General features: G+C 57.3%; 8 protein-coding genes. 1 reads left to right on the top strand and 7 read right to left on the bottom strand.

What is annotated here, in order from left to right; all coding sequences use genetic code 11:
- Positions 1-184 precede the first annotated feature (184 nt).
- Positions 185-2518, top strand: coding sequence for a response regulator (locus HZB23_09880; protein MBI5844964.1), 2334 nt, complete (start codon positions 185-187; stop codon positions 2516-2518).
- Positions 2519-2539: 21 nt separating this feature from the next.
- On the opposite strand, the gene HZB23_09875 is transcribed toward HZB23_09880, so the two are convergent.
- From HZB23_09875 to HZB23_09845, 7 genes are all read right to left on the bottom strand, one after another.
- Complete coding sequence (locus HZB23_09875; GenBank protein ID MBI5844963.1) at positions 2540-4912, bottom strand: response regulator; 2373 nt, start codon at positions 4910-4912, stop codon at positions 2540-2542.
- Positions 4909-5526: a response regulator transcription factor gene (locus HZB23_09870; protein MBI5844962.1), complete on the bottom strand. Its 618-nt coding sequence runs from the start codon at positions 5524-5526 to the stop codon at positions 4909-4911. The genes HZB23_09875 and HZB23_09870 overlap by 4 nt, the downstream gene beginning before the upstream one ends.
- 83 nt (positions 5527-5609) lie before the next feature.
- Positions 5610-8051: a response regulator gene (locus tag HZB23_09865; protein MBI5844961.1), complete on the bottom strand. Its 2442-nt coding sequence runs from the start codon at positions 8049-8051 to the stop codon at positions 5610-5612.
- Positions 8003-11245, bottom strand: coding sequence for a CHASE domain-containing protein (locus HZB23_09860; protein MBI5844960.1), 3243 nt, complete (start codon positions 11243-11245; stop codon positions 8003-8005). Before HZB23_09860 ends, HZB23_09865 begins: the two co-directional genes overlap by 49 nt.
- A gap of 351 nt (positions 11246-11596) precedes the next feature.
- A complete protein-coding gene (locus HZB23_09855) occupies positions 11597-12481 on the bottom strand; it encodes a GAK system ATP-grasp enzyme (GenBank protein MBI5844959.1) in 885 nt (294 codons plus the stop codon).
- 178 nt (positions 12482-12659) lie between these two features.
- A complete protein-coding gene (locus tag HZB23_09850; GenBank protein ID MBI5844958.1) occupies positions 12660-14312 on the bottom strand; it encodes a phosphotransferase in 1653 nt (550 codons plus the stop codon).
- Between the two features lie 40 nt (positions 14313-14352).
- Positions 14353-14616, bottom strand: a complete 264-nt coding sequence (locus tag HZB23_09845) for an amphi-Trp domain-containing protein (GenBank protein ID MBI5844957.1) — start codon at positions 14614-14616, stop codon at positions 14353-14355.
- Between the last annotated feature and the right edge of the window lie 108 nt (positions 14617-14724).

Here is a 14724-nt window from a genome sequence, read left to right as displayed (position 1 = left end):
GCGAAAAAGCCATTAAAGGCCTTCGGGACTCCCGGTGGCCCGCCATGGCGCTTGGCCTACAACATAGTGTTTTATCGGTTAAAAAGTTTAAAGTCCGGGTTTTCGAAACCCAATCGCCCTTCAAAGCATGGCCGGACTTTTTGAGCGCTTCAGGATCGAATCGCGGATGCGCGAGAGGTGATACATGGCCCGCATACTGGTGGTGGATGACGAGAAAAGCATAAGGTTCACCCTGGCCTCCTTTCTCAAAAAAGAGGGTTACGAGGTGGACACGGCCCAGGACGCCGAATCCGCTCTGGAGCTTTTGGGTGAAAACATCTACGACGTCGTGCTCACCGACATCGTCATGCCCCGCATTTCCGGAGTGGACCTTCTAAAGGCCATCAGAAGCCTGTCTCCCACCGCCAGGGTTATAATGATGACCGGCGCCCCTTCCCTGGATACGGTCAAGGATTCCCTCCTTTCAGGAGCCTTTGAATATCTCTACAAGCCCTTTTCCAAGGAAACGGTGCTGGAAACCGTTCAAAAGGCGGTGACAGACAAGAAGGAAGGGGATGAAAAAGAGATACTGGAGGCCCAAAAGGAGCAAAAAGCCTACCAGATGTCCGAGATGCTGACCCAGAAGACCCGTGCGCTGCGCGAAAGCGAAGACCGCTACCGGGTACTGGTGGAGGCCTCGCCTGACGGCATAGCCCTTTGGGATCACGACGGCGGCATCCTGTTCGTGAACTCCCAGGCCCTGGCCATGGGCGGCTATGAAAGCGAGCTGGACGTTCTGGGCTCCCAGGGTTTTTTGTGGATAGCCCCGGAATCGAGGGGGAGAGCCCTCGCAGATGTCGAGGAGTTGAGGCGCAGCCGGGCGGTTCTCACCCGCGAGTATGAAATGATCCGCAGCGACGGCAGCCGCTACCGGGTGGAGGCCCGTTTCACCCTTGTGCCCTCACAGGAGGAGGAAAACGGGAATATCCTTTTCATATTTCAGGATATCACCAGGCGGCATGAAAGCATAAGAAGACTTCTGCTTCTTGGCCGGGCCCTGGACCAGGCCCTTGACGGCGTGGCCGTGACCGATCTTTCGGGTCGGATCGTTTTCGCCAACCGGGCCTGGGCACAGATGCACCAATGGCCGGAAAACAGGGTTGAAGGCAGCCATCTGAGCGATTTTGCCTCATCCGAGGCCTATGCGGACGAAATGTCCCCCTTTCTTGAGAGGCTGTCGAAGGAGGGCCGGTCCGAGGCCCTTGTAAAGCACTCAACAAGAGCGGGCGGCGAGTTTTTGTCGCGCATGTCCGCAAGCATCGTGGAGGACGAATCGGGCGGCCCGCTTGCCTGGACAATAACCGCCCAGGACCTTTCCGAAGAGATGAAGATGCAGGACCAGTTGCGCAAGGCCCAGAAGATGGAGGCCATCGGCACACTGTCTGCGGGAATAGCCCATGACTTCAACAACATCCTGTGCTCCATCATCGGCTACGCGGATTTGGTGCTGCCCCGCCTGACCCCCGGCTCGTCTGTTCACGGCAACGTCAAGGCCATCTTGAACGCCGGCAACAGGGCCAGGGACCTTGTTCAGCAGATGCTTTCCTCCACCAGGAGGACCGAGAAGGGCCGAGCTGTTATCGAAATGCAGCCCATAGTCAAGGAGGTGGTCAAATTCATCCGGTCCGGGCTTCCTTCCACCATCGAAATAGAAACCAATCTGCAGACCAGGGCCAGGATAATGGCCGATCCCACCCAGATACACCAGGTGGTGATGAACCTTTGCACCAACGCCGGTCATGCAATGGCCGAAAAGGGCGGGGTCCTGTCCGTGGACCTTGTGGAAGTGGCGGTAACCGAAGAAAAGGCCAGGGCCAAAAACATAGAGCCCGGCCGATACGCGGCCCTCATAATTGCCGATACAGGGGTGGGGATTGAGCAGAGCGTGGTGGACCGCATTTTCGATCCATACTTCACCACCAAGGAGGTGGGCCAGGGAACCGGCCTGGGACTGGCCATCGTGCGGGGCATCGTTGAGGGGGTGAACGGTTCCATATCGGTGGAAAGCGAGGTGGGGCGGGGAACCTCGTTCACCGTTCTGTTCAGGGTGGAAAAAGGGGAGGGCGCGGCTCCCGTGGTGGTGGAGGCGACTCCCATGCCAAGGGGTTCGGAAAGCATCCTGTTCGTGGATGACGACCCGCTGATTTCAGCCCTCATACGCCAGACCTTCACCGGCCTGGGCTACAGGGTGCAGGCCGAAACCGACCCTTTAAAGGCCCTTAAGGCCTTTACCGAAAAACCCGAAGCCTACGACATGGTCATCACCGACATGACCATGCCCCACCTTACGGGCGATGAACTGGCCTTGAGGGTGATGACCATCAAACCCTCCATGCCCGTGGTGATATGCACCGGCTACCAGGACCGTGTGGCCAGCGACGATCTCGTGGCAATGGGAATAAAGGAATTCGTGTTCAAGCCTTTGGACCTGCACCATTTCACCAACCTCGTGAGAAGGCTTCTGGACGAGGCCGCCTGAACGGTTCCGGTTTTTCAGGGTTCAGGCGTCTTGCCTGTCCAAAAGCTCCCTCACCTTTTTTTCCAGGCTTTCCAGGGGAAAGGGCTTCTGCAGGAAATCGAGCCTGATTTCGGGCTGGTTGTCGGGATCGAAAACTCCCGCCGCGTAACCTGACATCAGGAGCACCCTTATGCCAGGGGCCTTCTTTTTCAGCTCGCCGTAAAGCTCGATTCCATTCATTCCCGGCATCATCATGTCGGTGAGCAAAAGGTGAATCTCGCCTTCATGATTTTCCATCATGGAAAGCGCGTGTTCCGCATTATGGGCCGCAAGCACCGTGTAGCCTTTCCTTAAAAGAATGGCCCTGGTAAGGTTTCTCACCTGCGGGTTGTCTTCCACAAGAAGTATCGTCTCGTCGTATTTGGCCTGGGGTCTTGGCGCCGGGTATTCCTCTCCGTTTTTTTCCTCCGTTACCGGAAAAAGGCAGGTGAAGACCGAGCCTCGGCTTGTCTCGCTGTTTACCCAGATGCTCCCGCCGTGCTGCCTCACTATTCCGTAAGCCGTGGCAAGGCCTAAGCCGGACCGGGCGCCTTGCTCCTTGGTGGTGAAAAAGGGCTCGAAAATCTGGGCGCAGGTCAAAGCGTCCATTCCTGTCCCTGAGTCCTCTATCGTAAGGATGACGTAACTGCCGGGCTGTATGCCGTGGAATGCCGCCTTTTCCTTGTCAACCTGGGTCTGGCCGGTGGTTATGGTGATTTGGCCGCCTTCCGGCATTGCGTCCCTGGCGTTTTCCAGAAGGTTCATTATCACCTGTTCCAACTGGATTCCATCGCCTGCAATGTGGGGGAGTTTGGGCGCAAGGGCGAAATTGAGATTGATGGTTGCAGGCAGCCTGCGTTTGATTATGAACTCGAAATTCGTGATGAGCCTGTTTAAGTCTATGGGGCGGAATTCAAGTATCTGCTTTCTGCTGTAGGCCAGAAGCTGGCGCACCAGATCCCTTGCACGCAGGGCCGCCTTCACTATCTCGTCGGTGAACTGCCTGCGTTCGTCGTCAAGGTCGAACTCTCCCTGGAGTATTTCCCCGTAGCCAAGTATGGGCATGAGAAGATTGTTGAGATCATGCGCCATCCCGCCGGCAAGGCGGCCTATGGATTCCATCCTTTGGGCCTGGTTGATCTTTTCCTCCAGCCTGGCTCTTTCCTCTGCGGCCTGCCTCCGTTCGGTTATGTCCATTATGTTGCCCGACACGCTTGTCACTATGCCGTCCGCCATTATCGCGCTGGCTGCGGTTCGCACCCAGAGTTTCTGCCCGATGGCGTTGGTGAAGGGAAATTCCATGTCGTAGGGCGCACCCGACTCAAGGCATCTGGTGAAAGCCTCCATCAGGGTGAGCCGGTCCTCCGGTTCGTAGCCCGCCAGGGTCTTGTCCAGGTGATCGCTGGAGCCGTAGGTGAAGTCCTTGTGTTCAAGGCCGTGGATGCGCAGGGCTTCCTCGGTGAGGGACATGGTCTGGGACCTTGCGTCGAATTCCCATCCGCCTATCTTGCTCAGGCGCTGGGTCGAGGCCAGAAGCGCCTCGCTTTTCCTCAGTTCCAGGGTTCGGCGTTCCAGGATGTGTTCAACGCGCAGGAGGGCCGTCTCCCTTCGGGCGCGGGCGCAGACCTCCATGAGGTAATCGGGATCAAAGGGCTTGCGCAGATAGTCGGAGGCCCCTTTTTTCATCCAGCCCAGGGACAGGCCGGGGTCGGGGTCTGCGGTCATCATTATGCAGACGCAATCCGGCCTGATTGACGAAAAGGTTGTAAGAAGCGTGTCTCCGTGCCCGTCCGAAAGGTAATAATCGATGAGAGCCAGGTCGAAGTCGGCCTGCCGGAAGGTTTCCAGGGCCTCCCTGAGTGAGGCAGCCGTCCGGGCCTGATAGCCGTGGGTGTTATAGGTGTGCTGCAATATTTGCGCAAGGGCCTTGCTGTCCTCGACGATTAAAACCCTAGGCCTGTAACCCTCGGTTTCGCCGCGCAGGAGCTTGTGGACCGTGGCGAGGAGGTGGGGAACGTCAGGCGGCATAATGGCGAAGGCGTCCGCCCCTGTGTCGGCGGTTACCTGGGCCGCCTCCTCGCCGGAAAAGGTGGCGGAAACCACCAGAATAGGGACGCGGTTGAACGCCTTGTACTCCGGGGAGCGCAAAAGCCGGCAGAAGCGCCAGCCGTCGATTCCCGGCATGTAAAGATCGGTGATTATGATGTCCGGCGGCGACTTGTGGCTCATTCCGGCAAAGGCCGCCTCCGGGCCTTCAAAGGCCAGTGTTTCGAAACCGTTTTGACGCATGAGCCCGATCAGCATGTTGCGCTGGGTTGCGTCGTCGTTTACCACCGCCACAAGCGGGGAGCGCCCGTTTTCCGTTTCGCCGGTCATTTCGATTCCTCCGCGTCCTCCCACGAGACATCGGGATACAGCCTTTTCATGCAGTCCGGGCAGATTCCGTGACTGAACCGGGCTTCGGAGTGGTCCCGGATGTATTCCTCCACCTGGTTCCAAAAGCCCGTATCGTCGCGGATTTTCTTGCAGCTTGCACAGATGGGGATGATGCCCCGAAGGGTTTTCAAGTCGGCAAGGGCCGTTTCCAGTTTTCTCATGCTAAGCACAAGGGACGACTGAAGCTCTACCATTCGGCGTCCCACGTTCAGCCGGGCCTTCAGTTCCTGGTGGTCGAAGGGCTTGACGAGGTAGTCGTTGGCCCCGGCCTCCAGGCCAAGAACTATGTCGCCCTTTTCTTTCCTGGCAGTCAAAAGGATGATGTACGGGGGTTCCTGGGTTTCCAGGGACCTGATCCTGCGGATCACCTCAAGTCCGTCAAGCTCCGGCATGTTCCAGTCTATGAGGGCCAGCTTGGGAGCGTCCAGCCGGTGCATGAGCCCCCATGCCTTGCCGCCGTCTTCGGCGATCGAAAGATCGTAGCCCCATGTTTTCATAATCGCGGTCAAAAGGGCGCGGCTCGTGGCGTCATCTTCCGCAATAAGGGCTTTCATGGCGGAATCCTTTTATTGGAAAGGCCATTATACATCTTTTACCAGGTTTTTCGCAAGGAGGAATTGAACGGACAGGAGCGCTTTCACTCATCCCGGTTTTCCTTTTCCATGATCTCTTTCAGGCGGTTGAAGCGCTTTTTCAACTCAGGCATCAAAAGGTTCAGGGATTCTGCGTCGCCAGCCTTTGCCGCAGCCTCCATTTCAAGGGCGGTGGACCTTAAAGCCTCCCCCCCCACGTTCGCAGCAGCTCCCTTTATCTTGTGGGCCTGTTGTTCGGCTGCCGGAAGATCGCCCGCCAAAAGCGCGGAAGCCAGTCTTTCGATCTGCACGGGCATGTCGCCAAGAAAGATGTCAGCAATGGTTTTTACCAGATCCTCCTTGCCCATGATGCGGGCCAGGAAACCCGGCCTGTCGTAATCCTTGGGGGGGGCCTGATCCGCCTCATGGAAATCCGGGGCCGGCTGAAAAGCCGGATGCGCCGCGCGGGTTTTTGCAAGGCGGCGCTTGATGACCTGGGCAAGGTCACGCGGATTGACGGGCTTGCTGACGTAATCGTCCATTCCGGCATCCAGGCATTTTTCCCGGTCGCCCTTCATGGCGTGAGCGGTCATGGCCACGATGGGTATGCGCGAAACCTGATCCTTGAAAATCGCCTGCTGGTCCATCTTTGTTCCGGGTTCGCCCCGCCAGCTTCTTATAACCCGCGTGGCTTCAAAACCGTCCATTTCGGGCATCTGGCAGTCCATCAGAACCAGGTCGTAAGGCATGGCCGCAAGGGCATCCAGGGCCTCCTTGCCGTTGCCCACAGCATCGGCCCGGTAGCCGAATTTATCCAAAATCTTCAGCGCCACAAGCTGGTTGGTTGCGTTGTCTTCCACCAAGAGAATCCGGGCCTGTTTCCTGGCGGTGGCGGGGCTTTCGGAGGCGGCTTCCTGAACGGGAGCCATGCATTCCTGGGGTCTTTCCTGGCGTCCGAGGACCATTACCAGGCATTCCCTGAGAAGGGACTGGCGCAGGGGCTTGGTGAGGTAGCCCGCAAAGCCCATGCCGGTGAGCCTTCGGACGTCGCCCTGCTCGGCCATGGAGGTCATCATTATCAGCTTGGTCGCCCTCAACTGGGGGCTCATCTTGATCCTATGGCCCAGTTCTGCGCCGCTCATTTCAGGCATCTGCATGTCCAAGAGGGCCGCGTCAAAGGGGTCGTTGTCCCTTATGGCCTGGTTTAACAGGGTGATGGCCTCCCCCGCGCCCGTAGCCTCCTGGAAACGGCAGCCCCAGCCGGCAAGGAGGGTGGTGACCAGAAGCCGGTTGACCTCGTGATCGTCCACCACAAGGATTCTGGCCCCGGCTATGTTGACATCGAGAGCGTATTCGTTTTCCGCCACCCCCGCCTGTTTTGCGAAAATGGCGGTGAACCAGAATGTGGCCCCGCGCCCCTCTTCGCTGGACACCCCGATCGCTCCGCCCATCAGTTCCGCAAGCTGCCTGGAGATGGCGAGCCCAAGCCCCGTGCCGCCGAAGCGCCTGGTTGTGGACCCGTCAACCTGGAAAAAAGGATTGAAGAGATTGGCCTGCTTGTCAAATGGTATGCCTATGCCCGTGTCGGTGACCGAGAAAAGAATCCCGACCCGGTTTCCCTCTTCGTGGTCGAGCTGGGCCGCGATGGTCACCCCGCCTCTGTCCGTGAACTTGACGGCGTTTCCACCCAGGTTGACCAGTATCTGGCGAAGGCGACCCGGATCGCCCTTCAGATTGAGCGGCAGCTTGGGGTCTATGAGGCAGACAATGTCCAGCTCCTTTTCCTGGGCTTTCACGGCTATGAGGTCCGTGATGTCCTCAAGGGTCTCGCGGAGGTCGAAGTTGTGGTGCTCCAGATCAAGTTTTTTCGCCTCTATCTTTGAAAAGTCCAGGATGTCGTTTATGAGCGCAAGCAGCGCCTCTCCGCTTGTGCGCACTATCTGGGCGTACTGGATCTGTTCCGGGTTGAGATCCGTGTCCAGGAGAAGGCCGGTCATGCCGATCACCCCGTTCATGGGCGTCCGTATTTCGTGGCTCATGTTGGCCAGAAATTCGCTTTTTGCCTGGTTGGCCGCTTCCGCCTTCTCGGCCATTCTCCGGGCCAGGTCGGTGGAGGCCTCAAGCCTTCGGTTGGCTTCTATGAGCTGGGCCTCGGCCCGCTTGCGCTCGGTGATGTCGGTGAGGGAACCGGCCATGCGGCAGGGTTTGCCCTCATCATCTCGAAGAGCCGCGCCCCTGGCCAGAATCCACAGGTAATCCCCGTCCTTTTTCATGAATCGGAATTCTATGCTGTACAGCTGGAAATCCCCGCGCAGATACCTTTCAATGTAACCCATAACGTAGGGCCTGTCTTCGGGGTGCAGATTTTTTTCAAATGATTCGAAGGTGTTGTCAAGCTCGTGGTCCTCGTAGCCTATCATTCGCTTCCACTTGGGGGAAAGGTAGAGGCTGCCTTCCCTTATGTTCCAGTCCCATATGCCGTCGTTGGACCCGTCAACCGCGAGCATGAACTGCTCCCGGCTCCGCAGTATCTCGGCTTCGGCCTGATTTCTATGTTGGCGCCCCGGAAGCCGATAAAGACCCCGTAATGGTCGAACAGGGGAAAGCCGCTTGTGGATATCCAGATTTCCTGGCCGCTCTTCGTGACCTCACGGCTTTCCAGGTCCCGGAAGGGAGCCTGGCGATCGAATATTTTGAACGACGATTCGATAAAGGACTCGCGCCCGGCTTCGGGATGCAGGTCGTAAAAGTGCAGCTTTCCGGTGATTTCCTCTTGTTTGTAACCCAGGACGGTCTCGACGACCGGGTTGACGTAGGTAAAAAGCCCATTGCTGTCAACTTCCCATGCAACTATTCGACCCTGGACGGCCAGCTGATGGAACCTTTCGTTGGCGGCCCTGATTTCCTCCCTGGCCGCGTATTCGGCGGTAACGTCCCTGAAAACCAGGACCGCGCCCATTATTCCGCCTTCCATATCCCTGATGGGGGCGCAGCTGTCCGCTATCTGCTTTTCGGCGCCATCGCGGGCGATGAGAGCCGTGTGATTGGCCAGGCCTATTACCCGGCCTTCCTCCAGGGCGCGGAACACTGGATTTTCCACCGGCGCGCGGGTTTGGGAGGATACTATGACAAAGACCTCGGTGATGGGCTTCCCGCTGGCCTCCAGGGTGGTCCAGCCGGTGAGGGCTTCGGCTGCGGCGTTCAAGTTGCTTACATTGCCTTTGGAATCGGTGCTTATGACTCCGTCTCCGATGGAGCGCAGGGTGGCGCCCAGGCGGGCCTCGCTGGCTGCAAGCTGGGCTGTGCGGGCGGCCACCTTGGTTTCCAGGTCGGCCCTCCTGATGGTGAGAAAGGACGCCAGGATTGACAGAAGCGCCGTGATCAGGACTCCGGTTACGGCGGTGGACCACTTGGCCCGCCTGGGATAGGTGGCTGAGAAGGCCGGGCCCGGCTGAATGGCGAGGACATAGGTTTTCCCGAACATGAATATCGGGTGGAGTATGCAGATTTCGTGGGCCTTCATGGCGGCGCAGGTGACGGGACGGGCGACGGAGCCGTTGTGGCGGCCATTGATCGGGCTTGTTGACGCCAGAAGCTGTGGGTCGTCTCCGTAGTTGACCTGGATCAGATCAGCGACGGTCACCGAACTTTCCGGGTCGTGGCTTGCAAGCGTATCCTTCAGCATCTCGTTGATGCGAAGGGTCAGGAACACCGCCCCAAGGGTGTTGTCGGGGCTGCTGCGTCCGGAATGATGGGCCTCGCCCCTGTAAACAGGCGCATAGATATTGATGGCGGGTTCGTTGTTGCTTATCCGACGGATTACGTCGGTGGCCGTGGCCATGCCGGTGTTGATCGTGGTTGAAACAGCCCGCCACCTTGCGGGTTCCGTGGTGAGGTCAAAGCCTATTGCGCTCCTGGCCTCGTCGAAGGGCTCCACGTAGAGCAGGGGGTAGGAGTCGCCCCGCATGGCCGAGGGGTTTGTCCTGCCGGATGGGTCTTTCTGGAAGATCGTGAAATCGTAGATGTCGGCATCTCTGATTCCGGTCTCGAAAGCGGCTCTTTGGATTACAGGCACACGGGGAGCCCAGCCTATCCCCGCCACGTAGTATTTTTGATATATGTGGCTGGAAAACCCGTGAAAATCGCCCCTGGACACAAAATCGCTTCTCTCGAAAAAACCCGCCAGGGATTTCAGGTCACGGTCCCGGAAGTTCTGGAACATGCTCGTCACTCGTATGGCGTCGCTCTCGGCGAGTTGTGCGAAAATATCCCTGTGCGACCGGATTTCCTGGGAATGCATCACTAACGTCATTGTGGCGGTCAGCGCCAAGCCGAAGGCGGCCAGCAAGTAGACCTCGAAATGTCTCAGCCACCCCTGCTTTTCGGGCGGGATCAGGGCCCGCATCTGAAAAAGCCATGCGCCCGCAAGTAATATCGTCGCAAGGCACATCACCGCCAGAATCGCCATGAGCCGGTGCCGCATCACCGATGCCTTCCATGCGGAGGCGTCTATATCGAGGCCGACCACCATGAGAACCTTGCCGTCGCGGGGGTCCTTGACCGGGGCCAGGGCCGAGACGAAAGTCCCGTACTCGTCCGTGTAGGGGCCATGGACGAAGGCCTGGCCGGATCTGAAAATACCCCATGTTCTGGCTGGCGGCTGTACGTAAACCGTGCCGGGCGGAGAGGCCATCGGGTCCTTTTCATCGTAGGATTCCGGCCCGAAAATCAGCTTGTCGTCCCGTAAGGCGATGGTATAGATGCCCAGGCAGTCTATTGCCTGGCGGTAGGCCACCATGTAGGCCCGCAGACGTTGGAACTCGCTTCTTTTTTTGTCTTTTATGGTGAACGAAAGGGCTTTTACCCGGTCTGGATTTATGGTCCTGGCGATGGCAGCCGCCTGGTGCAGAAGCGACTGGCGCGATTCACGATCAATCAGTTCGCCCTGGCGGTTTACGGCCCAGAATCCGGTGGAAAGGAGCACCAGAAGAATGGCGGGTATGCTCCAGCGCCAGGGGCGGGATGATTCCTCCTGGGCACCTGGCGGGTTAAGGGCGATGTAGAGGGCCGTGGCGCACGTGGCGGCGCAGACCGCCCTTATGATCTGGATGGGAAAACCGGCGGTTTCCAGAAACAGTTCCTGGTTTAAAATCGAGGACGGAAAGAAGCCCGCGTCTGGCACTACAAGCCCCGTAGCAAGGCCGTAAACCAAAAAGCCCGCCCCCGAAACTTTAAACGCCTTGCTCTGCGCCCCTGAGGCGCTTTTTGCCATCCTCCACAGCACCAAGCCGGACAGGACTCCGCCCGGAAGGCCCAAGGCGTGCCGCAACCCGGCGTTTGCGCCGGCGGAGTCGCCCAATAAAGCCCCCATAGCCCCAGCCGCAGCCAGAAGCATCACAATCCAGGGCCCCGGCATCCTGACGCCCTGGAACATTGCGCCCCGGCGTCCGAACTCGCAAAGAAGGATGAAGGAAATCGCAAGCACCGCAAGCCTTACGATTTTAAGCCAAAGGTAATCCCCCGTGGAGAGGGCCAGCATGTCCAGCCATTCGTTGATGCCGTGCGAAAGCCCGAAACCCGACAGCCACAGCCACGGAAAGGGCGCTTCGATTCCGGCTGGCCTTTCTTGCAGAAGAAAGGCCAGCATAAGAAACGCGAGGCCGTAAACGAAGAAGATGTAATCCATGTTTTCCGCTATCATGGGATGCCTCTTCGATTTTTTTATAAGCCCGCAAAAAGTGCTGAAAGGTTTTCGTGATCCCCGGATGGCGTGGTTATGAAGCGCCCCTTTTGGAGCATGTTGAATGGCTGCCTGGCAAAGCGGGGCATATTAAGCGGAGCATGGTTCTTTTCCATTTTTTAAGGAATCCGGCAAAAGGAAGAAATGCCACAGTCTTCCTTCCCCGTCATTTTCGGGAAAACTAAAAATGGAAATAAATTGCGCTCCCGGTAATATAGTGAGTATCAGTCAGGGTCAGCCGCAAATGCACCCTCTGTTGGCCTGTTCCGGACGGGGCGGATGCTTTTGGGGGAGAGCAGGGCGCGGCCCGGATCAGTGATTTCGGGTGATCATGCTTATACAGTGGTCGGTCAATATTTCTGCGGCGTTCATGCCGCTGGTTTCGGCCATTCCCCTGAAGCCTCCGAAGGCCGAAACTTCGAACACGCATGGGCCGGTGGGCCCAAGGGCCACGTCAACGCAGGTGAAGGAAAGGCCGAAGGGCTCCTGGGCCTTTTTCGCCAGGGCTATTATTTCGGATTCGGGCGTGAAGGACGCATAGCGCCCGCCCGATTCCGTGGTGGTGTTCCAGGACGCGTCGGATAATTTTACACGGGAATAAGTGGTGAGGTACTCGCCACCTAAAAATACCACGCCAAGGTCCTTTCCCGCCAGATCAATTTTTTTCTGGATGTAGATTACCGTGTTGTCCCGCCTGTAATTTTCTATGGTTTCGCGGGCCGAAAGCCCGTTTTGGGGATAAAGCACCATCCCCCTGGCCTTTGATGTGTAAAGGGGCTTTAAAACCGCTTCCCCGTATTGCTTCAGGGTTTCCGCAGCCATGACGGGGTCTTCCGTAATGGTGGTGGGCGGCATGGGTATCCCCGCCAGGCTCAGGGTAACCGTGCAGCTTAGGCGGTCAAGCACCCTCATGATTTTTGAGGGCGCGGAAAAAATCGGCAGGCCCCTTCCCTCCAGGAGACGGAGAATTTCCAGGCGGTCCAGAAGGTTGGGCGAGTACCTTGCGCCAATTTTTTTTACAATGAGTCCATCCAATGTGGAAAGATCGTGGTCACCGAAAAGCACCCTGCCGGATGGAAGCTCCAGCCTGGCCTTTTTCATTTCGATCAGAAGCCGAAAGCCGGTGCGCCTTTCCACGGTATCGGCCAGAAGCTCGGAGGACCAGCCTCCGGGCGTTCCCACAACCCCTATGCGCAACCCTTTTTTCATGGATTTTTCCCGGTGTGGCTGAGGCTTTGGCGAAAAACTCCTCCAACGCCGCCTGGGTCGGGAGTCCTTCCTGAATCGCCACGCCATTTATAATGCAAGTTTTGTACCGATAAACTCGGATTTACCCCGGCCCTGGCGTATTTACAGGCATGACTGGCCGGTTGTGTCAGTAATGGAGAATGGTTTCCGGCAGTGAAAAGTCCTCCCAGGGGCCAGAATGAGCCAGAAGCCTTTCCAGGAGAAAGTGCGATCTCAAAAACATGTTGCGGGCAAAGGCCGCGTTCTGCTCGAACCGCGTGGAAGTGTAAAAGGACCGGGCAAGGCCCAAGGCCAGCCGCGCCTCGAAGGTGGGGTCCGCGTTTCTTTGGGCGAAGGTGGTGGCGAAACCGTAAAAGCCGGTTATTATCCGGTCCAGCCTTTTGCGCAGAACCGTGTCGAAAAGGGGGATGCGAAAGTTGGACACGAGAAAGACCGATACGTCCTGGACGTAATCGTACTGCCTTGACCGGTAGAGGTCAATGAAATGTACGGCCTCGGTTTCCTCGTTGTACAGGAGGTTGTTTATGTTGCAGTCGCCGTGGATGAAAACGGAAAAGGGCGCCGAAAGCTCCGTCTCAACGCGCTTAAGCCTTTCCAGAAGCTCGCCGGTCGAGGGGGCTGCGGCGCTTCCCACCGAGAAGGACGGCCTGGAAAAATGTGGATGGATGCTTGTTACCGCGTTCAGCCTGCTCTTTATCTGTTCCACGAAATCAGTGGCCACGTCCTCTTTTTTCTTGGAGTTTTCCCAGACTATCCTAAGTATCTGCTGAAGCCTGGTGAGGGCCGTGGAGAGGGTTCTGTCGTCAGCCGTCAGTATCACCTCGTCCAGGGTCCTGCCCGGCAGAAATTCCACCAAAAGGGCGGCCTTGTCCTCGGATCTCCTGAAATTATAGACGGTTGCGGCCAGGCCTGGAAGAAAGCCGTTCCAGCGTAAAAGGCTGTCCCTTTCAGCCTCTATTTTCTGGACCATGCCCTCCTTGTAGATTTTGGGGGTGTTTTCGCCGTCCCCGCCTCTTAAGGTTCTGCTGCCCACCACGCCTATGTTGCAGCCGGATCGCGTGCCCCACACGGCCTCGAAGTCCCCCTGGGACAGGGTTTCGGCAAGGCCTGCGTCTTCCAGGGTCTGCCTTAGGGCGTCCCACCGCTCGATCTTTATTTTTTCCCCCAGGATCACGAAAAGGATGGCTTCCCCGATGTTTAAGAGGGAATCGCCAACCCTTTCCAGGTAGCGATAGATGAAGAGGATGGTTATGAGGTCTTCGACGCAGTCTCCCCGGCGCAGCTTCGCCATGACCCTGTCGAAGTTTTCCTTGTAGAGCCGGTCTAGGATCGCCTCCGACTTGCAGATTGAGAGAGCCCCTGCCAGGTTTCCGCGCTGGAAGGCCGGAAGCAGCCTGGAAAGGCTGTCTATGGCCTGGGTGAAGAATTCCGAGTAGGAGAAGCAGCCGAGAAAGTCCCTTTCCCTTAAGTGTTCGACCTGGCGCACCATGTTGACGCAGAAATCGGCTATGCGCTCCAGGTTGACGCAGATTATGTGAATGCTCCTGATGCGGTCCACTTCACGGCGGGCAAGGCCGCGTTCCCGGTGGATGAGGGTGAAGCACTTGTTTTCTATGATGGTTTTTAAATTGTCTATGTAGTCGTCTTTTTCGATGATGCGCCGACGCAGGGAGTCGTCTTCATCGGGGCTCGTCAGGTAGCGGAACGCGGCCTCCACCTGGTTCTGAACCTCGATCACTATAAAGCGGAAATTTTCTTCTATGCCTTCGAAGGTGACCATTATGACCTTCTGCGCAGCTTTTGGGTAAAGCATTCGGATTTCAGGATGATATCGTTATGGCCCCGATTCCGGCGGGGGCGGAATCCTTCCATCCTATTTTGATGGATATCCTGCTTTCGTCCTTTTTCTTTTTGGCCTTTACCTGAAAGTACAGGAGACCGCCGGGGGCGAGATCGATTTTCTCCTCCCCGGAGGCTAAGGAAATCCTGCCCGAAGCAATGCCTTCAGTCAGGTTTTCCAGGAAAGTCCTTATGCTCTGGGCGTCCTGAAAGGATTCGAAGGTGAAACTGGTTTTTTCCGCCATGCAATTTTTCCTTTAACAGCCTGTTGAAAACTCGAATTATAAAGGCTGATGAAAAACGATGAGCCGCAAGGCGTGCGAAAAGCCAATGAGTCAAGCGTACTAAAAGTA

The organism is Deltaproteobacteria bacterium, from assembly GCA_016235345.1.
Taxonomy (GTDB): Bacteria; Desulfobacterota; Desulfobacteria; order Desulfobacterales; family Desulfatibacillaceae; genus JACRLG01.
This window is presented reverse-complemented; position numbering and strand designations above follow the sequence as displayed.